This is a genomic window from Plantibacter sp. MMLR14_011 (assembly GCF_001865025.1).
GTDB lineage: Bacteria > Actinomycetota > Actinomycetes > Actinomycetales > Microbacteriaceae > Plantibacter > Plantibacter flavus_A.
The window spans coordinates 219,406-241,428 of the sequence record NZ_MJGW01000017.1 but is presented as its reverse complement, the minus strand read 5'-3'; the positions used below and the strand labels follow the sequence as shown (position 1 = coordinate 241,428).

Genomic DNA, 22,023 nt, shown 5'->3' with positions numbered 1-22,023 from the left:
CGTGCGGGGCTTCCGTGTCGCCGGGGCACCTCGGGATAGGCTGGACTGGTGAAAATCGCTCGCTTCAGTCACGATCAGGCCATCCGCTACGGCATCATCGACGATGCGGATCTCGTCGTCCTCGACGGCGATCCGCTCTACTCGGGCTTCGAACCCACGGGTGAGCGTGTCCCGCTCGCGGATGCGGTCCTGCTCGCGCCGGTCATCCCTCGCTCCAAGGTCGTCGCCGTCGGCAAGAACTACCACGACCACGCAGCCGAGATGGGCGGGGAGGCTCCCACCGAGCCGCTGCTCTTCCTGAAGCCCAACACCTCCGTGGTCGGGCCGGGAGACGCCGTCGTCTTCCCCAAGCAGTCCGAGCGCATCGACTTCGAGGGTGAGCTCGCCATCGTGATCGGCGGCGTCGCCAAGAACGTCAGCGCGGAGCGTGCCGACGAGGTCATCTTCGGCTACACGATCGCGAACGACGTCACGGCCCGCGACCTCCAGGAGTCCGACGGCCAGTGGGCCCGAGCGAAGGGCTTCGACACGTTCTGCCCGCTCGGCCCCTACATCGAGACGGAGTTCTCCTTCGACGGCGCGACGATCGAGACCCGCGTCGACGGTGAGGTCCGCCAGCACGCCCCGCTCTCCGACATGGTGCACTCCATCGGTGCGATCGTCGAGTACGCGTCCGCCGTCTGGACGCTCCTCCCGGGCGACGTCATCCTGACCGGGACGCCGGCCGGCGTCGGACCCTTCACCGACGGCCAGGTCGTCGAAGTCGAGGTCTCGGGCATCGGCATCCTCCGGAACACCGGCCGCCGGCCCTGACCCGTGTCAGCCGCGCTGGCCGAGAGCGGTCAGCGCAGCTGCGACGTCGTCGTCGGTGTTCCAGAGGTGGAACGCGAGCCTCGCCCGGCCTGCGCGACCCGATGCCGTGATCCCGGCCGACTGCAGTGCCCGGAGGTCGTGTCCATCGGGATCCGTCCACGTCACGATCGCCGAGGCCGTTCCCGTCAGGAGCGACCGGCTCTCGCCGATGCCCGCCCGGAGCGATGCTGCGAGCCGGGTGTCGTGCTCGTACACGGCGACGGCGTCGACCGCCGCGAAGAGGGCGATGGCGGGCTCGGCGCCGACCCAGGCCTGCCACGCGGGGGAGACGTCGAACCGTCGAGCGCTCTCGGCGAGATGCAACGACGGTCCGTAACAGGACGACCAGACGTCGTCGCCCGAGTACCAACCGGCCTGGCTCGGCCGGAGGCGGTCCGACACCTCGTCGCGCACCGTCATGAACGCCACACCTCGCGGCGCACAGAGCCACTTGTAGGCGTGGCACACGGTGATGTCATCGGCCGAGGCGTCGACGGGGAGCCACCCCGCGGCCTGGGTGAGGTCGTTGAGCGTCAGCGCGCCGTGGACGGCCGCCGCCTCACGGATGGCGACCACGTCGGCGACCGCTCCGGTCGCGGACTGCACTGCGGAGTAGGCGACGAGCCAGGTCGAGGCGTCGATGTGGGCGGCGAGATCGGTGAGCGGTGCGTGGCGGACACGCACGCCGCGGTGCGCCTGCATGAGGAACGGGGCGACGAGCGAGCTGAAGTCGCCCTCGACGCACAGGATCTCGGCGCCGTCCGGCACCGACGCCGCGACCATGGCGACCATGGCGGAGGTCTGGGATCCGATCGCGACCGAGCGGAGGGGCACGTTGACCAGCTCGGCGAAAGAACAGCGCACGCGCTCGACGACTGCGCCGTAGGCGGCTGCATCGGTTCGAGCAGCCTGCCACGCGGAGAGGTCGGCCATGATGGCGTCCGTCGTGCCCGTCGTCGGCAGTCCCAGCGTGCAGGCGGCCAGGTAGCCGGATGCGGATGGGAAGGATCCGCTGGCTTCCTGGAGGCTGAGGGTGCTCATGCATCCAGTCTCTTCGCCCGGCATCCATGCGACAAGGACTGGCTCTCGATGAGAACTATAACCGTGGATTATGCTTCGAGGGTGTCCACCCTCTCACCGCATCCCTCGTCATCGACCCTCGACGCCGCTTCCCTCCTCGTCGTCGGCGCCATCGCCTCGACCGGGTCGATCACGGCCGCCGCGCACGCGCTCGGCTCGAGCCAACCCGCGGTGAGCCAGCATCTCCGCCGGCTCGAGCGGCGGCTCGGCATGCCGGTCGTCGAGCGCGTCGGTCGGGGCGTCCGCCTCACCGAGGCCGGTGCGATCCTCGCCGGACACGCGGTGGCGGTGGACCGAGCGGTGCGCGCGGCGTCCGAGGAGGTCGCGGCACTCGCGGGGTTGCGGAGGGGTCGGGTGCGCCTCGTCGCCTTCCCTTCGGCGTCGTCGATGCTCGTACCGCAGCTCCTCGCTCGCCTGGCCGACGAGCATCCGGGGATCGGGGTCTCCTTCGTCGAGGCCGAACCGCCGGAGGCCGTCGCCGCGGTCCGTGCCGGTGAAGCCGACGTCGCGATCACCTTCAGCTACCCGGACGACCCGGACGACCCGCATCGGGAGAGCGCGGCCGGGCTCCGGGTGCGCCGGTTCGGAACCGACCCGATGCGTCTCGTGCTCCCGGTCGGCCACGCTCGAGCCGGTGACCGACAGGTCGACCTCGCGGCGCTCGCCGGTGAGCGCTGGATCGCGGGTTGTCCGCGCTGCCGAGGTCATCTCCTCGGCCTCTGCCGGTCGAGCGGCTTCGAGCCCGTCATCGCGCACGAGACCGACAATGCGATCGCGGTCACCGCCCTGGTGGCGGCCGGGCTCGGCGTCGCCCTGCTACCAACGCTCGCGCTCGCGGCCGCGCAGCTGCCGACCGAGGTGGTCGTGCTGCCGACGCGCAACGACGACGACCGGGCGCTCCACCTCGTCAGCGCCGAGCACGCGGACCGCATCCCCGCCGTCGCTGCACTCCTGCGGATCGCCGCGTCTCTGGGCGGCGCGACTAAGATGACAGGCGATGTCTGACACGATTACGCACCCCTTCTCCACGGCTTCCGGCACCGACGTCCGCGTCCGGTTCTGCCCGTCGCCGACCGGCACGCCGCACGTCGGTCTCGTCCGCACGGCGCTGTTCAACTGGGCGTACGCCCGGCACACGGGGGGCAAGCTCGTCTTCCGGATCGAGGACACCGATGCCGCTCGCGACAGCGAGGAGAGCTACGAGCAGCTCGTCGACGCGCTCACGTGGCTGCGGCTCGACTGGGACGAGGGCGTCGGCGTCGGCGGACCACACGCGCCGTACCGGCAGTCCGAGCGGAGCGACATCTACGCCGACGTGATCGCGCGGCTGACGGCTGCCGGGCACCTCTACGAGAGCTTCTCGAACGCCGACGAGATCGACGCCCGCAACGAGGCGGCCGGCCGGCCGAAGCAGTTCGGGTACGACAACTTCGACCGCGACCTCACCGACGAGCAGCGCGCAGCGTTCCGAGCCGAGGGCCGCGAACCGGCGCTCCGTCTCCGGGTCCCGGACGACGACCTCAGCTTCGACGATCTCGTGCGCGGCGAGATCACCTTCCCCGCCGGGTCGTTCACGGACTTCGTCCTCGTGCGCCCGAACGGCAAGCCGCTCTACACGCTCGTGAACCCCGTCGACGACGCCATCATGCAGATCACCCACGTCCTCCGCGGCGAGGATCTGCTGCCGTCGACGCCGCGACAGATCGCGCTGTACCACGCGCTCATCGACATCGGTCTCACGACCTTCGTCCCACGGTTCGGTCACCTGCCGTACGTCATGGGTGAGGGCAACAAGAAGCTCTCCAAGCGCGACCCGGAGGCGAACCTCTTCCACCACCGCGACCGCGGCTTCGTGCCGGAAGGGCTCATCAACTACCTCGCGCTGCTCGGATGGTCGCTGAGCGGCGACCGCGACGTCTTCTCCATCGACGAGATGATCGCCGCGTTCGACGTCGTCGACGTCAACCCGAACCCGGCGCGCTTCGACCTCAAGAAGGCGGAGTCGATCAACGGCGACCACATCCGACTGCTGGAGCCGGCCGACTTCCTCGGCCGCATCACGCCGTACCTCGTCGAGGCCGGTGTGGTGAGCGAGCCCGTCACCGAGGCGCAGCAGGCCGTGCTCGAGCAGGCCGCCCCGCTCGTCCAGGAGCGCATCGCGCTGCTCGGCGAGGTCCCCGCGCTCCTCGGCTTCCTGTTCCGCGGTGCCGCGGAGCTCGAGTACCAGGAGGACGCGCTCAAGGGTCTTCCGGCGAACGCCGGCGAGGTGCTCGCCGCGTCCATCGGTGCCCTCGAGCTCGTCCCCGAGTCGGAGTGGGCGGCCGGTTCGATCCAGGACGCGCTCGCCGGCGCGCTCATCGAGGGCCTCGGATTGAAGCCCCGTATCGCCTACGGCCCGCTGCGTGTCGCCGCGTCCGGGCGTCGGATCTCCCCGCCGCTCTTCGAGTCGCTCGAGATCCTCGGGAAGACGGAATCGATCACGCGACTCGATCGGCTCTCCGCGCACCTCGCGTCATGAGCGACTCGTACGACGTCGTCGTCGTCGGCGCGGGACCCGCGGGGCTCTCGGCCGCGCTGAACCTGGCGCGCGCGCGTCGGCGCATCCTCGTGCTCGACGGCAATCGCCCACGGCACGCTGCGACGCTGCGCTCGCACGGCTTCCTCACCCGCGACGGCATCGCTCCGCTGGATCTCCGGCGAATGGGGCGCGAGGAGGTCGCGGCGTACGCGAACGCGGAGGTCCAGTTCGCGTCCGTGCAGTCGATCGAGCCGACTGCTGACGGCTTCCACGTCGTCGCCCAGGGGGTCCGCGGCGAGCCGGATCGCGACGTCGTGACCCGGACGGTCGTCGTCGCGAGTGGTCTGACGGAGACGTTGCCGAAGGTCACGAACCTGCGGGCCTTCTACGGAACGGATCTGCACAGCTGCGTCGAGTGCGACGGGTACGAGAAGGCCGACGCGCCGCTCGCGCTCATCGGCGAGACGGCGGACCTGGCGGAATGGGCGATCCTCGTCGCACAGTGGTCGTCGGACCTCATCGTCTTCACGAACGGGACCGACACCGTGACCGGCCCGGAGGAGGCCGCGCTCGCCTCCGCGGGCATCCGGGTCGAGCGCGGTGTGATCGCGGAGCTCGAGGGCGGTCGCGACGGCTTCACCGGTGTCCGCCTCGGCGACGGTGTGCTCATCCCACGCTCCGGCGGCTTCGTGCGGCCGCAGTGGGCCGTGCCCCTCGGATATCTGGAACGGCTCGCCCTCGATCGCGACACCGACGGGTACGTCGTGGTCGACGCCTGGGGTCGCACGTCCGTGCCGGGTGTGTACGCCGCCGGCGACATCACGCCTCCCGGTCCGCAGCAGCTCATCGTGGCGGCCGGGAACGGCGCTCGGGTGTCCCGCGCACTCAACCGGGACCTCGCGGGCGTCCCCAGCTGAGGGACCCGCGACGCGCCCGGGACGCTTCGATTTGAGACGGCCGCCTCCGTAGGCTAGTGTTGTTCTTCGGTCGGGGCTTCGGTTCTGACAGTGGGGTATGGTGTAATTGGCAACACGACTGATTCTGGTTCAGTTGTTCTTGGTTCGAGTCCAGGTACCCCAGCCAGACAGCAACATCACGACGAAGGCCCGCGATCATCGCGGGCCTTCGTCGTTTCCGGCGTGATCGGCTGGTCCGTTGGCCGGTGGACGCAGAGGCACGCCGACGTCCTCACCGCGGTCCGGAGTCCTCCTGGGCGGCAGTGCGCTCGAACGCGATGATGCGCTCGACCGCCGGGACGATCTGTGAGGCCATCCGACGGAAGACCTGCGGTCCCTGGCCGAACGGGTCGACGACGTCGTCCTGGGCCGGATCCGGGAGTCGTGCGCCCGTCCGGTTGGCCGCCAGTTCGGGGCCGAGACGCTTCCAGCGTTCTGCTCGCGAACCGGGGAGCCGTCCCGAGTCGACGGTGTCGAGGAGCCGGGCGAACTCACGCAGGGAGAAGGCCCGACGCAGCGCCTCCGGGCACAACCTGAGGACGGCGCCGCGATGCTCCCGCGTCATGGTCAGGACGACATCCTGTCGAGTGACGAGGCCCGCGGTGAGTTGCGTCGCGGCGAAGCCGGCTGCCGTCGCGGCGAGTGGACCGAGCAGCGCCGCGCTCGAAGCGTCGATCGGGTGTCCGCGCAGCGCGCCCGTCCCGGCGCTCCGCACCTCGAAGCCGCACGCCTCGACCTCCGCCAACCCGCTCGTGAGGAGGAACTCGGCATACGGGGATCGACAGATGTTGCCGGTGCAGACGATCAGGATCCGCGTCGGATGCGGATCGAGCGGGGTGTTCATGCCGTGGTCCGCCCTGGTCGACGCGTCGGGTCTGTCCGGTGGTAGTACGCGTAGGACGACGACTGTTCTCCCCGAGCCACCTCGACACGGTTGAGGACGACTCCGAGGAGCTTCGCCTGGACGAAGCTGAGGTTCTCGAGCGACTGCCGGAGCTGGTCGCGGTGCAGTCGCCCGTCGGCCGACGCCACGAGCAGGACGCCGCTCGCAAGGGTCGACAGCGCTGTCGGGTCCGAGACGTTGATGAGTGGGGGCGTGTCGATGATCACCACGTCGTACGCGCGTTCCATCTCCGAGAGCGCGCGCTCCATCGCCGCTGATCCGAGGAGTTCGCTCGGATTCGGCGGCAGCTCGCCGGAGGTGAGGACGGCGAGACGTCCCGCCCCGTCGACCACTTGCGCCGCATCGCCGAGGCTGATCCTGCCGGTGAGCACGGTCGTGAGCCCGACCGCGTCCTCGAGACCGAACATCTCGTGCTGGCGGGGTCGGCGCAGATCCGCATCGACGAGGAGGACGGAGTTCCCCGCTTCCGCCAAGACGAGCGCGAGGTTCGCCGAGGTGGTGCTCTTCCCTTCGCCCGGGACCGAGGACGTGACCATCACACTGCGGAGTCCGCCGTCGATGGAGGCGAACTGGAGGTGCGTCCGAAGCTGCCGGAAGCTCTCGGCGCGACGGCTGTAGCTCTCCGTCGATCCGAGGATGAGTTGGGCCGTGTCGGCGGGTTCCGTGTGGAAGGCGCCGAGGATGCTCGTGTCCGTGAGCTTCTCGATCGCCGCGCGACCGCGGAGACGGGTGTCGAGGACCTCGATGAGCAGTGTGATCCCGACGCCCAGGGCGAGGCCGATGAGGACACCCACCGTGAGGTTCTGCAGCGCGTTGGGTGCGACGGGGGATCGGGGTGGAGACGCTTGTTCGACGATCGTCAGCCCGACCGGAGTCGGATCGCCCGGTGCATCGGCAGCGTCCACTTCGTCGGCGCTCTCGACGTCGTCGACGAGGTCGACGAGCACCTGGGCTGCGGTGTTCGCGATGCGGGCTGCCGCGACCGGATCGCTGTCGACGGCGGAGATGTCGATCAGGACCGACTGTGCGGGATTGGAGGCTGAGATCGTCCCGACGAGCGACGCGGGGTCGAGGTCGAGGCGCTCCGCCACCGTGGACCGCACGGTCGAACCGGTGGCGAGGATCACATACGAGGCGACGCGGCTCTGGGCGAAGGCGTTGCCCTGATTGAGGTCGCCCACGGTGTCGCCGCCGGTGACGGCGACGAACAGCTGGCCCGTCGACTGGTACATGGGCTGGGTGATGAGGGTGTACCCGTGGGCGAGCGCCGCTGCTCCTGCGGTGATCGCGACGATGAGCAGCCAGCGATGGCGGAGGATGCGCAGGTAGTCCTTCAGGTCCATTCTGATATGTTAGTCGTCTGGCATGTGTCTCTCGCGCAGCGGAGACGACGCAGGGCCCGGACTCACGAGTCCGGGCCCTGCGTGGCGGTGGTGCGGTCTGCCGGTCAGGCGGCCTTCCCGAACCGGTCGGTGCCGTTCGCGCGAGGTCGGCGCGGGGCGCGGTTCGTCTGACGGACCGTCGGTTCGGTCATGACCGGTCGTTCGCTGCCGACCACGGTGCGGTCTGCGACCCTGGCGTCCCGATCGACGCTCGCGCCGTGGGCGACCTGGACGTCGGCGCCGAGACGGGCGTCGCTTCCGACTCGTGCTCCGCGTCCGATGACACAGCGCTCCCCGATGTGGACGTTCGCGCCGATGAAGGCGCCTTCGCCGATCACTGCGGACCGGTCGATCCAGGTTCCGGCACCGATCCAGGCGTTGGCACGGATGTCCGCGTCAGCCTCCACGAAGGTGGTGCGTTCGATGAACGCCGACGGATCGATCAGTGCACGAGCTGCGACCATGCCCTTGCCGTTCGGGTGGTGACGGTACCGTTCCACCTCGCCGGTCCGGCCTTCGATCTCTTCGTACACTCTCGCCATGGGTGACCCCCTTCTGGTCTACTCAACACTGGGGACAACGCCGGATGGCTCCCGGTCATTCCTTCCCAGGGCCTGCCTGGGAATCCCATGAGTTTCGTGCTGTGCTGTAGAGGGTGTTCGGAGGGGGAGCCCGCCGCGGTTTGGTCGTGATGGGTCATTGGAAGTCCCGCGAACGGGTGTTCGCCCCGATCCGGAGCGCTTCCAACCGATCCGCCACCAGATTGACGATGCCTTCCGGTGATCGCTCGAGCATGCCGCGGACCACCATCGCCGGGGCCTCCCTGGCCACGCGGCGATACCGGTTCCAGACGCCGACGCTGCAGATCACGTTGACGAGACCCGCTTCGTCCTCGAGGTTCATGAAGGTGATGCCGCTCGCCGTGGCCGGCCGTTGCCGATGCGTCACGACACCCCCGACCTCCACGCGACGGTCCGTCTGCGCCGTCAGGAGTTCGTCGGACCGCAACGCCCCTCGGCGTGTGAGTTCGGCTCGGACGTGGCGGATCGGATGGTCGTCGGTCGACATCCCGGTCGACCAGATGTCGGAGATGAGTTGTTCGGCGGCCGTCGGAACCGGGAGCAACGGCGGCTGCACGGTCGTGAACGTCCCCTCGAGCTGGTCGGGACGATGCCGACTGGCCTGCGCTGCGCCCCACATCGCCTCACGACGGGTGAGGCCGAATCCGTCGAAGGCGCCCGCCGCCGACAGCGACTCCAACTGCGAGGAGCTCAGGCCGATCCGCCTGGCCAGGTCGGCCTGGCTGGTGAACAGCCCTCCGGACTCCCGTTCGGCGACGATCCGCTTCGCGAGCTCCTCACCGATCCCCTGGACGGAGGAGAGTCCCAGCCGGACGGCGAGTGCGCCGTCGCGCCGGTGTCCTGCCGAATCGTCGGGAAGGAGCGGATCGAAGAGCCCGGTCGGTCCCTGCTCGTGTTCGAGGCAGTGCGTGCGCCCGCCGGGAGCGACCGGGGCGCCGGGGGTGGCCTCCGGGTCGAGCGCTTCGAGGCCGGCCTGTGCGCCGGAGCGATGCAGATCGGGACGCAGGACGGAGACGCCGTGTCGGCGGGCGTCGGCGACGAGCGTCATCGGCGAATAGAACCCCATGGGCTGCGCCCGGAGCAGGGCCGCGAGGAAGGCCCCCGGGTAGTGCAGGCGCAGCCAGGCGCTCACGTAGACGAGGAGGGCGAAGCTCAGGGAGTGGCTCTCGGCGAAGCCGAAGTTGGCGAAGGCCTGGATCTTGGCGTACACGGCATCGGCGTCCGCACCGACGATGCCGTTGCCGGCCATGCCGAGGTACAGCGTGTCCTTCAGGCTCTCGATCTTCTCCTCGCCACGCTTCGATCCCATCGCCCGGCGCAGGAGGTCCGCATCCTCGGCCGAGCACCCACCGACGGCCATCGCCATCTGCATGAGCTGCTCCTGGAACAACGGCACGCCGAGCGTACGTTCGAGGACCGGTTCGAGGCTCGGGTGGAGGTAGGTGATGGGCTCCTGGCCGGTCTTCCGACGCAGGTAGGGGTGTACCGCGCCGCCCTGGATGGGCCCCGGGCGGATCATGGCGACCTCGATGACGAGATCGTAGAACCGGCGGGGGAGCAGACGCGGCAGCATGCCCATCTGCGCGCGGCTCTCCACCTGGAAGACCCCGATGGTGTCGGCCCGGCAGAGCTGGTCGTAGACCCCCGCTTCGTCCTTCGGGATGGTCTCGAGGGTCCAGCGCTCTCCGGTGTGCTCGGCCACGAGGTCGAAGCAGTACTGGATGGCCGAGAGCATGCCGAGACCCAGGAGGTCGAACTTGACGAGCCCCATCCAGGCGCAGTCGTCCTTGTCCCACTGGAGGACCGTGCGACCGTCCATGCGCCCGTGCTCGATCGGGCAGACCTCGCCGACCGGGCGATCGGTCAGGACCATGCCACCCGAGTGGATGCCCAGGTGCCGGGGCAGGGTGAGCATCTGCTGCGCGAGGCCGACGACGCGCTCGGGGATGTCGTGGTCGGTGCTCGACATGACCCCGCCCCAACGCTCGACCTGTTTCGACCAGGCGTCCTGCTGACCGGGGCTGTACCCGAGCGCCTTGGCGGTGTCGCGGACGGCGAACTTCGGCCGATAGCTGATGATGTTCGCGACCTGAGCGGCGTTGCGGCGTCCGTAGGTCTCGTAGACGTACTGGATGGCCTCCTCGCGCCGGTCCGAGTCGAAGTCGACGTCGATGTCGGGCTCCTCCTCCCGCATGCTGGAGAGGAACCGTTCGAACGGCAGCTCGTAGAAGATCGAGTCGACGGCGGTGATCCCGAGCAGGTAGCAGACGGCCGAGTTCGCGGCGGAACCGCGTCCCTGGCAGAGGATGCCACGGCCGCGGGCGAAACTGACGATGTCGTGCACGATCAGGAAGTACCCGGGGAAGTCCTTCTGCTCGATGACCTCGAGTTCCCGTTCGATGCGTCGGAGGTGTTCGGGAGTGGCGTCGGGGTATTTGACGGGGACGGCTTCGAGCACCAGATGCCGGAGCCAGCTCATGGGCGTATGGCCCTCCGGGACGCGCTGTCGCGGGAGCTTCGGGCGGACCGCCCGCAGGCTGAAGGCGAGTTCATCCGCCAGCTCGACGCTCCGTGCCACCGCTCCGGGGTATCTTGCGAACCGGTCCGCCATCTCGGCTCCGCTCCGCAGGTGCGCGGTTCCGGCCGCGGGAAGCCATCCGTCGAGTTCGTCGAGGCTGCGTCGTGCTCGGACGGCCGCCAGCGCGGTCTGGAGTCGATGCTGCTCGGGCGTGGCGTAATGGACGTTGCCGGTCGCGACGACGGTGAGGTCGAGCAACGCCGCGATCTCGGCGAGTGCATCGTTCTCCGCCGAGTCCTCCGGGTGGCCGTGGTCGCTCAACTCGACGACGACGTGCTCCGGACCGAACAGGGCGACGAGTCGGTCGACGGCGGCGGCGGCGGCCTCCGGACCGTGCGCACGGAGCGCGGTGCGGACGAACCCCTTACGGCACCCGGTGAGCACGGTCACGTGGCCGGCGACGGAGGCGGCGAGCCGCTCGAGGTCGTAGATCGGGTGGCCCTTCTCGGCTCCGTCGGCGAGTTGTGCGTCCGTGATCGCGCCGGCCAGGCGGTGATACCCCTCTGCTCGACGGGCGAGCAGGAGCAGATGATGCCCGACGGGGTCGGGGACGCCGTTCTGCGGCCGGTCCAGGCCGATGGACAGTTCGGCACCGTAGACCGTCCGGAGGTCGGGGAACCGTTCCGCCGCCTCGGCCATCCGGACAACGCCGTAGAAACCGTCGTGGTCGGTGAGCGCGAGCGCGTGCAGGCCGAGTGCCGCAGCCTCTTCGACGAGCCGCTCCGGCGGGCTCGCGCCGTCGAGGAAGCTGAAGCTCGAGTGCGCGTGGAGTTCCGCATAGGGGACCCGCGTCGTCGACGGGCGCTGCTCCGGTGGTTCGGGGACGTACGGTTGACGCTTCCGCGACCAGGCCGGGCTGTCCCCACCGTCGGCTCCCAGCGGCAGGGTGGCCGGACGGCTCGCGTCGGACAGACGGCGCTCGAACTCCGACCATGAGACCGGGGGGTTGTTCCATCCCATGCTGGGCTCCTTCGTCATGCGGTGTGGTGCGGACGCGATGCGGTTCAGTCGTAGCGGGCCTCGGCCCTCCAGTGCTGCTCCTCCAACAGGAGCAGCCAGGCGTCGCCCTTGTCGTCGAGGACCTGGAGACGGTGGACGCGATGGTGTCCGTCGTCGTCCCACCAGCGTTCGTCGATGGTCCAGGGGCCGGCCCAGCCGTCGATGACGTGCCAGTCCGAGAGGGCGAAGAACCGTGCGGGCGCTGCACTCACGGTGCTGCGCTCGTCGACAGCCACGGCCAGCCCCGTCGCGTCGACGACCTCGACCGGCACGGCGGTGTCGAAGACGGTCGACGGAGCCGCCCCCGGGATGGTCCCGGGCCACGGCCGGTTCCGGCGTTCGGCCACGGCCGCCTCACCACCCGGTGGAACACTGCCCCAGGGGACGAGGATGCGGCGGTCGAGGAGGAGGCGTCCGCCGGACGGCACCGCGGTCACGACGCCGTCGTGACCGAGCATGCTCTGGACGCGGGCGAGTCCGCTGTGGATGCGTTCGTCCGGTCCGCTGCCCCAGAGCCCTTCCTCGTGTTCCGCGGCGTCGTCGAGGGTCTCCGGGACGACCTCGACGAGTTCGACGGGGGAGGCGAGTCCGTGATCGATGTCGGACGCGCCCTGCAGCTGCCAACGCACGCGATCGAGGACGTCGCCAGCGGTGAACCAGCGTGGGTGGAGCCAGGTGCGGGTGGAGCGCTCCCCGCGCTCGCTCCGCATGCTGATCGTGATCGCGGTGGTCACGAGGCCGGCCTCCGCTAGGCCGGTGATGAACCGTTCCGCGGACTGCCGGAACCCGAAGGTCAGCTGGTCGATGCGGTCGAGCGGGGGCTCGAAGGCGATCGACACGGCCAGCTCGGTGGGTGGCACGCGGGGGACGACGCTTCGGGCGTCCGCGCCGGCTGCGAGGCGGTGCGCTCGGGCGCCGTCGGCTCCGAAGCGGTCGCGGACCTCGGTCGCGGGCAGCGCGCCGAACGCCCCGAGGGTGCTGATCCCGAGCCGGTGCAGCAGTGAGCCCAGTTCGGGGCGCCCGAGGGTGGACAGGGGGAGCGGGGCCAGGAAGGCGGGAGAGGCTCCGGAGGGGATGACGAGGATCCGGGAACCGTCCTGCTGGAACGCGGTGGACCTCGCGGCCTGCTCCGCGGCGAAGGGGCCGTCGGCGATGCCGATCCGTGCGTCGGGGACACCGAGCTCGTCGAGACGGGCCAGGAGCACCTCCGCCGCAGCCGACTCGCCGCCGTAGTATCTGCTCGGTCCTCGGGATCGGATGGCGCAGAGCCCGGCCCGGAAGGGCTGGACGCCCGGCATGAGCTCCTCGATGCCGAGGAGGATCGGCTCGAAGGCGCGGGTGTCGACGACCGGGTCGTAGTCGGCGGTGGCCAGTTCCGGACAGCGGGCCTCGGCCTCGCGGACACGGAGTCCTCGCCGCACTCCTGCTCTTCGTGCGGTGGCGTCGCAGGCCAGGACCTCACCATGCTCCACCAGGGCCAGTGGAGCGTCGGTCGTGTCCTCGGACAGCGTTCCAGAGAGTCGTGCCGCCACGATCGGCCAGTCGGGGCACCAGAGGACCATGGTGCGCTCGACCGGTCCCGCAGGCGGTTCGGTCGTCATCGGTTCACGACCATCGGGAGCCGGACGACCGTGTCGTCGTCGAGGAAGCCGGAGCCGGCGAGCGGCGCGGTGCGACCCTCGGTCGATCCCAGGGGCAGCGTCAGGTGCGCGGTCCTGGGCCGGCCCGCAGCCCCCTGGCCGAGCATCGAGCTGACGGTGAGCCGCCGATGCCGGAGATGTCCGTGCCCCGACCCGAGGCCGCTCCAGGAGCTCTCGGTCACGCGCAACGTCGCATCGCTCTGCGGCCAGGAACCGAGGACGATCAGTGCGGCCTCGCGCTGCCGGAGGCGAGCCGCGAGTCTGGCGGCGTCGCTCGGGGTGATCCGTCCGGGAGGCGCTGTGATGAGCACGCCGGCGACGTCGGCCATGGCCGCGGTGACCGTGAGCCAGTCCGGCCCGGGCTGGGGGACGAGGACGAGTCGTTCGAGGTCGATGCCCATGGAAGCCGCCGCCTCCACGCCGAACGAGGGGAGACCGATGACGGCGCACCAGGTCCCGGCTGCGGACGGCCCGGCCATGAGCGACATGGCGAGCGCCGTGGAGCCGAGCACGGAGTAGCTGCCTCCGGCCTGGAGGGCACCGCCGGGCAGGAGTCGGGAGAGCTCAGGAGCGGTCGGCAGGGATCGGGTGTCGAGGCGCGTCCCCTGCATCCGTTTGATGCGCCCCTGGAGTTCGTGCAGCTCGGTCGCGGTGTCCGCCCTAACGGGGGAGTCGACGAGTGCGCGGAGGGCCATGGCTCAATATTCGAACATATCTTCGAACAAGTCAACCGGCTCGATCCGCTCTCGACGACGACTGACGGATGGCTCGACCATGGTCCCGCATCCCACCGACACGCGGTCCGCGGTGTCGGCGGCGCCCGGTACGCTGGGCCCATGTGCGGACGTTTCGTCGTGACCGAATCCACCGAGGAACTCATCGAGCTCTTCGACATCGACCACGCGGCTGCCGAGCTGCCCGGGCCCTCGTACAACGTGCGCCCGACCGAGCAGATCCCGATCATCCTCGACTCGGTGAAGACGGGGCCGGTGGTCCGCCGGCTCGAATCGGCGCGGTGGTCACTCGTGCCGTCGTTCGCCACCGAGCTGAAGAGTCAGTACCCGACCTTCAATGCTCGCGCGGAGGAGGTCACCACCAAGCCCACGTTCGCGCCATCGGTCAAACAGAAGCGCGCATTGGTCCCCGCCGCCGGGTACTACGAGTGGCACACCGAGGGCGCGACGAAGACCCCGTACTACGTGCAGACCGCTGGTGGTGAACCGATCGTCTTCGCGGCCCTCTACTCGTGGTGGCGCGACCGCTCGCGACCGGACGACGACCCGCGGCGTTGGGTGCTGAGCGCGACCATCCTCACGCGGCCGGCGGTCGGTCCCTTGCAGGAGCTGCACCCACGGACGCCCGTGACGCTGCCTCCGGAATGCTGGGACGCCTGGCTCGATCCGCACCACGAGGCCGACCAGGACGAGGTCGACGAGATGGTGTCCGCAGCGACCGACGTCGCCGAGCAGCTTGTCTTCCACCGGGTGGCGCCGTTGCAGGGCGATGGACCGGAGCTCATCCTCCCCGTCCAGGAGTAGCCGCAGGAGAGTCGGCCGGATGCACGGAACGGAACCGCCCCGGAGACACGAAATCTACCCCGGACACACAGAACCGCCCCTGACGCGAACGTCAGGGGCGGTTCCCGGTGTCTCAGACGCGAGGGCTGGAATGACCGGCCGCTCGGATCGTCAGCTCCGACTGATCAGAGAATCAGAGGGGGCGGATGTTCTCGGCCTGCAGGCCCTTGGGGCCCTGGTTGGTCTCGAACTCGACCTTCTGGTTCTCCTCGAGCGAGCGGTAGCCGCTCGTCGCGATGGCGGAGAAGTGTGCGAAGACGTCGGCGCTGCCGTCGTCAGGAGTGATGAATCCGAAGCCCTTTTCGGCGTTGAACCACTTCACAGTTCCAGTTGACATGTATTTCCTCTTTCATGAGTGACCGTTCCCGACTTTCGGGCCCGTTCGTCGCGGTGTTCTTTGCTCGCTCCTCAGAAAAGCAGCGTATCCATCGGTGGAAACGCGGCTTGAAATACCTGCGCAACACAACAACTTCGATCCACGTTAGCCCATCTCGGCTCGAAACGGCAGCCGATCATGTAACGGATTGGCCAATTCCGCATCTTTTTCCGACATTCGTCGTGATGCCTGGGTATCTCCAGCGGATCTCGCGGTGTGCGGTGATTCCCCAGCCGTCGACCGTAGGCTGAGGCCATCTGCAGAGCTCATGCTCGCCCGAGCGTCCGCTCACCATCCCGGCTGGGAAGTCGACACGATTCCTCCGGAGTGCCCATGTCAACTGAAGCCATCCTCGGCCCGGTTCGTGCCACGAGCCCCCGCAAGCCCGGCGCTGCGAACGTCACCAGCTCCTACTCGTCGCTGTTGAAGACGGTTCGCGAAGCAGGACTCCTCCGCCGCCACCGCACGTTCTACATCCTCACGTTCTCGTTCCTCGTGATCGCGCTCCTCGGCTGCGTCACCGGCTTCGTCCTGCTCCGCGAGTCGTGGTTCCAGTTGCTCATCGCCGGCGCGCTCGGCATCATCCTCACCCAGTTCGCCTTCCTCGCCCACGAGGCATCGCACCGTCAGGTCTTCGATTCGGGCCGGGCGAACGACCGCGCCGGTCGCTTCCTCGCGGCGGGCATCGTCGGCATCAGCTACTCGTGGTGGATGACGAAGCACACGCGCCACCACGCGAACCCGAACCAGGTCACCAAGGACCCCGACATCGAGATCGACACGATCTCCTTCATCGAGGAGGACGCGGCGAAGGCCAAGGGCCTGCAGGCGCTGATCACCCGGAAGCAGGGCTACCTCTTCTTCCCCCTCCTCATGCTGGAGGGCATCAACCTCCACGCGCTGTCCTTCAAGACCCTCTTCGGTCCGGGCAAGGTCGACGGCCGCGCCGCCGAGATCAGCATGATCGTCGCCCGCGTCGGTCTGTACCTGGCCGCGATCTTCCTCTTCCTGCCCGTCGGCATGGCGTTCGCGTTCCTCGGCGTCCAGCTCGCGGTCTTCGGCGTCTACATGGGTGCGTCCTTCGCACCGAACCACAAGGGCATGCCGATCATCCCGGCGGATATGAAGCTCGACTTCCTCCGCAAGCAGGTGCTGACCTCGCGCAACGTCCGCGGCTTCGGCATGGCCACCTTCATGGGCGGCCTGAACTACCAGATCGAGCACCACCTGTTCCCGAGCATGCCTCGCCCGGCTCTGGCCCGTGCTCGCGTCATCGTGCGGGAGCACTGCGAGACCCAGCAGGTGCCGTACACGGAGACGACCCTGCTGCAGTCCTACGCCATCGTCATCGAGTACCTCAACCGGGTCGGACTCTCAGCCCGCGACCCGTTCGACTGCCCGGCGGCGGCGAACTTCCGCCGCCGGTAGTCGTCCGGTCTCAGACCTCGAGCGTGTCGAGCGGGGCGAGCGGGTAGTAGGTCCCGCCGCCCTGTTCGGTCGCCCACTGCAGGCGGTCGTGCGACATGCTCTGTCCCGGCCCCGAGAGCACCATCTCGTGCGTCCCGAACGCGCGCTTCGGGGCGACGGCGGTGACGAAGTCCATGCCCTCGGAGATCTTCATCCACGGTGCACCGGCCGGCGCGGCCAGGAGGTCGACGTCGACGCCCTCGGGGACGGCGAAGGAATCGCCGGGGTAGTACACGAGGTCGTTGATGAGGACGCCGACGTTGTCGATCACCGGGATCGACGAATGGATGACCGCGTGGGTCCCGCCGAAGAACCGGAGCGTGAACGGCCCCGCTTCGACCACGTCTCCCGGGGCGACGACGGTGATGTCGTACCCGTCCGCGGCGGCGGCGACACCGGCCGGTCCGTAGAGGACCGCCTCCGGGCTCGCGGCGAGGATGCGGTCGAGGTGCTCCGCGGTCCAGTGGTCGGGGTGCAGGTGCGTGATCAGGACCGCCGCGGTGTGCTCCACATCGGCGATCGGGGACGTGAACGCGCCCGGGTCGACGATCAGCTTGGCGCCGTCCGTCTCGAGGAGGAATGCTGCATGTTCGAACTTCGTGAGTCTCATAGGACGAGTGAATACCGTGGGAGCGCCGGGGGCAACCCGGTCATCCGGGTATCCGGCCGCCGGGGGCCTGTCAGAATCGGCAGGTGACCACGCAGCCCCGACGCATCGGCGTCGCCATCAACCCGACCGCGTCGTTCGGCTCGACCCGAGCCGTCGGCCCGATGGTGCTCGACGCCCTCGAGCAAGCCGGGCACCGCGCCGTCCGCCTGCAGGAGCAGACCGTCGGGCAGCTCCGGAGCGCGGTGCAGACTGCCATCGAGGCTGGGTTGGACGCGCTCGTCGTCGTCGGTGGCGACGGCATGGTGAGTCTGGCCGTCGAGGCGGTGCGTGACTCGGGCCTGCCGTTCGGCGTGGTCCCGTCCGGCACGGGCAACGACATCGCCAGGGGACTCGGGATCCCGCTGGGGGATCCCGCAGCCGCGATCGCGTCCCTGCTCCGTGCGCTCGAGGGTGGGCCGCGCGTGATCGACGCCGGCACGGTGACGGACGGCGAGCGGACGACCTGGTTCGTCGGTGCGGTGTCCGCAGGCTTCGACGCCCTCGTCAACGAGCGGGCGAACCGCATGCGACGGCCGCGCGGGCGCAGCCGGTACACGATCGCGATCCTCCGTGAGCTCCTTGCCCTCCGCGCGCGTCGGTACGAGCTGACCGTGGACGGGGCGCCGGAGACGGTCGACGCCGTCCTCCTCGCCGTGGCGAACAACACCTCGATCGGTGGTGGCATGCTCATCGCGCCGCAGGCGGAACTCGCCGACGGCCGATTCGACCTGTTCGTCGTCGCTCCCGTGTCCCGGTTCCGGTTCCTCCGGCTGTTCCCCAAGGTCTTCTCGGGTGCCCACACGGATCTCGACATCGTGCGACTGTCGCGGGTCCGTTCGGTCTCGATCGCCGCGGACGGCATCACGGCCTATGCCGACGGGGAGCGCATCGGTCCGTTGCCGGTCACGATCGACGTGGTCCCCGGTGCCCTCCGCGTGCTCGCCTGAGCCTGTCCGCCCGACCGCGACCACCGTGCGACACGCCCGTCGGATGCCGCTGGTGGCCTCGATTTGTACGGCTCGAAATCGTATGGCATACTCATATCCGTTGCTTACGGCCCCATCGTTTAGCGGCCTAGGACACCGCCCTCTCACGGCGGCAGCACGGGTTCAAATCCCGTTGGGGTCACAACACCGAACGAAGCCTCGCTTTCCTGAGTCATCAGGAAGCGGGGCTTCGTTCATTCGGCGGATCGAGCCTGCCCCGGGATGTCCACGCAGGCCCTCCGGGATGCGCGGAAGGCAGGGCCCGCACCGATCTCGACGAGTGCCGCTGCGTGCTAGCTTGGCCGGGTGACCGTGAAGCAGAAGCGCCGCGCTCCGGCGACAGCCGCAGTCCTGATCCTCGCCGCCCTGCTGACGGGGTGCTCCATCCCGGTGACGGGGGAGCCCGTGGCCGGCGGTGCAGGCCCCGTCGTCGACGTCGCCGGCGGCACCGACGACACCCTGCGCAAGGACTTCGACGCGAGTCCCCAGGAGGTCAACGACTACTGGACCGACGACAAGTTCGGGGGAGCGACGGCACCGGACCTGAAGCCGGGTGAGGACACGCTCACGGGCGACCAGGCCACCGGCGTGGTCGTGCATCCGAGTACCGGTGTCGGTCCCGACGTCGACGTCAAGGCCATCGCCCCGACAGCAGCCGGCGACCCGTACCCGGCGACCGGACTGGCAGCGGCCACGCAGGGACGTCTGTACTTCTCCATCGGCGGTGCCACGTACGTCTGTTCCGCGAGCGTCGTCAACGCCCCGACCATGGACCTCGTCCTGACGGCGGGCCACTGCGTCTGGGACACGTACGGCAAACAGCTCGCCGAGAACATCATCTTCATCCCGGCCGACGCGGCCAACGGCCAGACCCAGCCCTATGGGCAGTGGGCCGGGGTCAGCACCTACGTCCCCGACGAGTTCACGAGTGAGGCGACCTCGGACGCCAGCGGTGCGACGAGCGGCAACGGCTGGGCCTACGACTTCGCCTTCATCCGGCTCGCCCCGAACGCTGCAGGCCAGAAGATCCAGGAGGTGACCGGCGGTCAGGGCATCTCGTTCGGTACGCCGCCCGAGGGCATCACGGTGATCGGGTATCCGTCCGCCGCACCGTTCGACGGTCAGTCGCAGCGCTACTGCGCGAGCCAGGCCGCCACCAAGGGCTATGCCGGCTACCGGGTCGACTGCCTCATGACCCCGGGTTGCTCGGGCGGGGGCTGGCTCACCCGCCTGGATCCCGCCACCGGCGCCGGGTACGTCACCTCGGTCACTTCACGCGGCGACGGTTCCTGGCTCGAGGGCCCCGTCCTCGGACAGCGGGCGCTCACCCTGTACAACGATGCTCTGGCGGAGGGGTCATGACCGCCAGCGCGAGTGTGACGCGACGCCGGCGGCGGATCGGCGTCCTGGCTCTGGCCGGGACCGCCGCGCTCGCCTTGAGCGCGTGCACGACGCCCGGATCGGCGTTCCCCGACGCCGCCGCCCAGCAGAGCTATATGCAGGATCTCGCCGAGGCGAGGTTCGAGCTGCTCTCGGCCCAGATCGGCCAGGCGCCGGACGTGATCGGGTCGGCATACGTCCACGCCGTCTCGGGAGACCTCGAGTCGCACGAGAACGACTCGGTCGTGCTCTTCGGCGACCCGACCGCGTCGTTCAGCCAGGACAAGGGCTCGGCCGACGGCGACACCGTCGACATCTATCACCAGGCGGGAGTCGACTACGACCTCCTGCTGCTCGGCGGTGAACTCAAGGAGCTCGCGCCCACGGAGTGGGTGGCCGTCCAGACGCAGTACGTGGCTGACGAGGACGCCGAGGGTTCGCTCGGGCCGGCCTGCGTCTACCCCGGTATCTCCATCGCGTGCGACATCTACAGCGCGGTCGAAACCACTCGCAGCTCGGGGGACGGCGCGCTCAGCAGCGTCGTCGTCTCGATGCGCAACGACGGCTCCTCGCAGATCTCGACGAGCGCGAGCCTCGAGAGCGTGCTGGCCGTCGGGACGCTCTTCGACCTCCCGGACGACCTCGTCTCGTCGTTCAGCGAGGACGACCTCGCGACGCTCCTCCCGGTGACGATCTTCCAGAACGCCGAGGGCGGCCTCGTAAAGATGGAGTTGAGCGGGACGGTCGACAGCGAGACGACGCTGCAGTTGCAGGCCGGCTTCGAGGTGTCGGGCACGTCGACGCTCGAGGACCTGCCGACCGCACCATCAGGATTCGACGTGACGGTGATCCCGGCGGCCGATCAGGCCGCGTTCTGGGATCGGATCGAGGAGTTGAGGAAATGACCGACGACCAGAAGCCCGAGGACCTCGGAAAGCCCCCGGTCGGCGGCCCCCTGCGCCCCGACCAGCAGCCGCCGGGATTCCCCGACCCGAACGCACCCCGCCTGGAGTTCGGACCGGGAAGCCCGCAGCTTCAGACGCCGCCGCAGAACGGTGCACCCCAGAACGGCGCGCCGCAGGGTCAGAACGGACCGCCGCAGGGCGTCCCGTCACAGAACGGCCCGTCTCAGGCGTCCGCGCCTGGTCAGACCGGTGGAGGGCCTCATCCGCAGGGAGGCGCCCCAGGGCAGCAGTCCAACGGTCCAGCGCCGCAGCCGCCCACCCAGCCTGGAGCGCCGTTCGCCGGCGCGCCCGGTGGGCAGCCGTGGGTGCAGCAGCAGCGGCCCTCGAACGCAGGCCCGAACCAGCAGCCGCAGCAGCACGGGCGGCCAGGCGGTCCGGACGGGTTCCGGCCCTCGACATCGACTGGTCAGCCCGGTCACGTGCCCGGGGGTCCTCAGCAGGGTCAGGCCCCCGGCCAGGCTCCACAGGGACGTCCGTTCGGCGCGCCGCAGGGCCAGCCGCAGGGTCAGCCTCAGGGGCCACAGGGTCAGCCGCCCTACGGTCAGGCACGCCCGACCGCGCCACAGCCCTTCGGTCCGGGACAGGCGCAGCACCCGACCGGCCCGTTCCAGCCAGGTCCGCAACAGCAAGGATCGCAGTCCGGTCCACAGCAGACCGGTCCGTTCCGTCCCGGCCCCGAGTACGGAGTCGCGGGCCAGCAGCCTGCTGCGAGCCGCAAACCCGCCCGGAAACCGCTCGGGCGCAAGCTCTGGATCGGCGTGCTCATCGGTGCGGTCGCCGCATCGCTCATCGCCGTCCCGCTCACCCTCCTCTCGGTCGGTCGCCTGTTCACGCCGATGCTCGACCGCGGCTCGGTGCAGACCGGTGTGGCCGAGGTGCTCAAGCAGGACTTCGGCCTCGCGGACGTCGAGAAGGTCGAATGCCCGAGTGACCAGCCGGCCACGACCGGGACGCAGTTCGAGTGCACGTTCTCGTACAACGCGAAGAGCTACCCGGTGGCCGTCGAGGTCATCAACGACCAGGGGCAGTACCGCGTCGGGATCGACGCGCCGAAGTAGCAGTGTGTCGGCCCGGCGTCCCCTGGAGCGACGACGGTGCCGACGGTTTCGCCACGGACCGGGTGGTACGCTGGG

The 22,023-nt window shown here is 69.5% G+C and carries 19 protein-coding genes and 2 tRNA genes; 12 read left to right on the top strand and 9 right to left on the bottom strand.

Going from position 1 to position 22,023, the window contains the following annotated elements:
- The first annotated feature begins 48 nt into the window (after positions 1 to 48).
- A complete protein-coding gene (locus tag BIU99_RS09540) occupies positions 49 to 813 on the top strand; it encodes a fumarylacetoacetate hydrolase family protein (RefSeq protein WP_064296260.1) in 765 nt (254 codons plus the stop codon).
- Positions 814 to 819: 6 nt separating this feature from the next.
- On the opposite strand, the gene BIU99_RS09535 is transcribed toward BIU99_RS09540, so the two are convergent.
- On the bottom strand, positions 820 to 1,893 hold the full coding sequence (locus BIU99_RS09535; protein ID WP_071260919.1) for an aminotransferase class V-fold PLP-dependent enzyme: 1,074 nt from the start codon (positions 1,891 to 1,893) through the stop codon (positions 820 to 822).
- Between the two features lie 81 nt (positions 1,894 to 1,974).
- Here BIU99_RS09535 and BIU99_RS09530 point away from each other — a divergent pair, with 81 nt between their 5' ends.
- The 4 genes from BIU99_RS09530 (at position 1,975) to BIU99_RS09515 (ending at position 5,533) form a co-directional block, all read left to right on the top strand.
- Positions 1,975 to 2,937: a LysR family transcriptional regulator gene (locus tag BIU99_RS09530; protein ID WP_254773602.1), complete on the top strand. Its 963-nt coding sequence runs from the start codon at positions 1,975 to 1,977 to the stop codon at positions 2,935 to 2,937.
- Positions 2,930 to 4,450 carry a glutamate--tRNA ligase gene (gene gltX / locus BIU99_RS09525; protein WP_064296263.1) on the top strand — a complete coding sequence of 507 codons (1,521 nt, stop codon included), beginning with the start codon at positions 2,930 to 2,932 and terminating at the stop codon, positions 4,448 to 4,450. Before BIU99_RS09530 ends, gltX begins: the two co-directional genes overlap by 8 nt.
- On the top strand, positions 4,447 to 5,367 hold the full coding sequence (locus BIU99_RS09520) for an NAD(P)/FAD-dependent oxidoreductase (RefSeq protein ID WP_071260917.1): 921 nt from the start codon (positions 4,447 to 4,449) through the stop codon (positions 5,365 to 5,367). The genes gltX and BIU99_RS09520 overlap by 4 nt, the downstream gene beginning before the upstream one ends.
- A gap of 91 nt (positions 5,368 to 5,458) precedes the next feature.
- Positions 5,459 to 5,533, top strand: a tRNA-Gln gene (locus tag BIU99_RS09515).
- 105 nt (positions 5,534 to 5,638) lie between these two features.
- Here BIU99_RS09515 and BIU99_RS09510 read toward each other — a convergent pair.
- From BIU99_RS09510 to BIU99_RS09485, 6 genes are all read right to left on the bottom strand, one after another.
- Complete coding sequence (locus BIU99_RS09510; protein ID WP_071260916.1) at positions 5,639 to 6,250, bottom strand: hypothetical protein; 612 nt, start codon at positions 6,248 to 6,250, stop codon at positions 5,639 to 5,641.
- Positions 6,247 to 7,653 (bottom strand): polysaccharide biosynthesis tyrosine autokinase, encoded by a 1,407-nt coding sequence (locus BIU99_RS09505; protein WP_083397274.1) that lies wholly within the window; start codon positions 7,651 to 7,653, stop codon positions 6,247 to 6,249. Before BIU99_RS09505 ends, BIU99_RS09510 begins: the two co-directional genes overlap by 4 nt.
- Before the next feature lie 104 nt (positions 7,654 to 7,757).
- Positions 7,758 to 8,234 carry a DapH/DapD/GlmU-related protein gene (locus BIU99_RS09500; RefSeq protein ID WP_079002213.1) on the bottom strand — a complete coding sequence of 159 codons (477 nt, stop codon included), beginning with the start codon at positions 8,232 to 8,234 and terminating at the stop codon, positions 7,758 to 7,760.
- 154 nt (positions 8,235 to 8,388) lie between these two features.
- Entirely contained in the window at positions 8,389 to 11,811 is a 3,423-nt protein-coding gene (locus tag BIU99_RS09495) for an error-prone DNA polymerase (RefSeq protein ID WP_071260915.1), read from the bottom strand.
- Positions 11,812 to 11,855: 44 nt separating this feature from the next.
- A complete protein-coding gene (locus tag BIU99_RS09490; protein ID WP_071260914.1) occupies positions 11,856 to 13,451 on the bottom strand; it encodes a DNA polymerase Y family protein in 1,596 nt (531 codons plus the stop codon).
- Positions 13,448 to 14,185 (bottom strand): hypothetical protein, encoded by a 738-nt coding sequence (locus BIU99_RS09485; protein ID WP_071260913.1) that lies wholly within the window; start codon positions 14,183 to 14,185, stop codon positions 13,448 to 13,450. Before BIU99_RS09485 ends, BIU99_RS09490 begins: the two co-directional genes overlap by 4 nt.
- A 141-nt stretch (positions 14,186 to 14,326) precedes the next feature.
- Between BIU99_RS09485 and BIU99_RS09480 the strand changes: the two genes are divergently transcribed.
- Positions 14,327 to 15,028 carry an SOS response-associated peptidase gene (locus BIU99_RS09480; RefSeq protein ID WP_071260912.1) on the top strand — a complete coding sequence of 234 codons (702 nt, stop codon included), beginning with the start codon at positions 14,327 to 14,329 and terminating at the stop codon, positions 15,026 to 15,028.
- 172 nt (positions 15,029 to 15,200) lie between these two features.
- Here BIU99_RS09480 and BIU99_RS09475 read toward each other — a convergent pair whose 3' ends face one another.
- Positions 15,201 to 15,404 carry a cold-shock protein gene (locus BIU99_RS09475; RefSeq protein WP_056006986.1) on the bottom strand — a complete coding sequence of 68 codons (204 nt, stop codon included), beginning with the start codon at positions 15,402 to 15,404 and terminating at the stop codon, positions 15,201 to 15,203.
- 372 nt (positions 15,405 to 15,776) lie between these two features.
- On the opposite strand from BIU99_RS09475, the gene BIU99_RS09470 reads away from it, so the two are divergent.
- Positions 15,777 to 16,871, top strand: a complete 1,095-nt coding sequence (locus BIU99_RS09470) for an acyl-CoA desaturase (protein ID WP_071260911.1) — start codon at positions 15,777 to 15,779, stop codon at positions 16,869 to 16,871.
- A 10-nt stretch (positions 16,872 to 16,881) separates the two neighbouring features.
- Here BIU99_RS09470 and BIU99_RS09465 read toward each other — a convergent pair whose 3' ends face one another.
- Positions 16,882 to 17,520: an MBL fold metallo-hydrolase gene (locus BIU99_RS09465; RefSeq protein WP_064296288.1), complete on the bottom strand. Its 639-nt coding sequence runs from the start codon at positions 17,518 to 17,520 to the stop codon at positions 16,882 to 16,884.
- An 83-nt stretch (positions 17,521 to 17,603) separates the two neighbouring features.
- Here BIU99_RS09465 and BIU99_RS09460 point away from each other — a divergent pair, with 83 nt between their 5' ends.
- The 5 genes from BIU99_RS09460 (at position 17,604) to BIU99_RS19725 (ending at position 21,948) form a co-directional block, all read left to right on the top strand.
- Positions 17,604 to 18,506 (top strand): diacylglycerol kinase family protein, encoded by a 903-nt coding sequence (locus BIU99_RS09460; protein ID WP_071260910.1) that lies wholly within the window; start codon positions 17,604 to 17,606, stop codon positions 18,504 to 18,506.
- 108 nt (positions 18,507 to 18,614) lie between these two features.
- Positions 18,615 to 18,687: transfer RNA gene (locus tag BIU99_RS09455), tRNA-Glu, on the top strand.
- A 164-nt stretch (positions 18,688 to 18,851) separates the two neighbouring features.
- Positions 18,852 to 19,907 carry a serine protease gene (locus tag BIU99_RS09450; protein ID WP_071260909.1) on the top strand — a complete coding sequence of 352 codons (1,056 nt, stop codon included), beginning with the start codon at positions 18,852 to 18,854 and terminating at the stop codon, positions 19,905 to 19,907.
- Positions 19,904 to 20,830 carry a hypothetical protein gene (locus BIU99_RS09445; protein WP_071260908.1) on the top strand — a complete coding sequence of 309 codons (927 nt, stop codon included), beginning with the start codon at positions 19,904 to 19,906 and terminating at the stop codon, positions 20,828 to 20,830. Before BIU99_RS09450 ends, BIU99_RS09445 begins: the two co-directional genes overlap by 4 nt.
- A gap of 479 nt (positions 20,831 to 21,309) precedes the next feature.
- Positions 21,310 to 21,948 carry a DUF4333 domain-containing protein gene (locus BIU99_RS19725; RefSeq protein ID WP_139205392.1) on the top strand — a complete coding sequence of 213 codons (639 nt, stop codon included), beginning with the start codon at positions 21,310 to 21,312 and terminating at the stop codon, positions 21,946 to 21,948.
- The last annotated feature ends 75 nt before the right edge of the window (positions 21,949 to 22,023 follow it).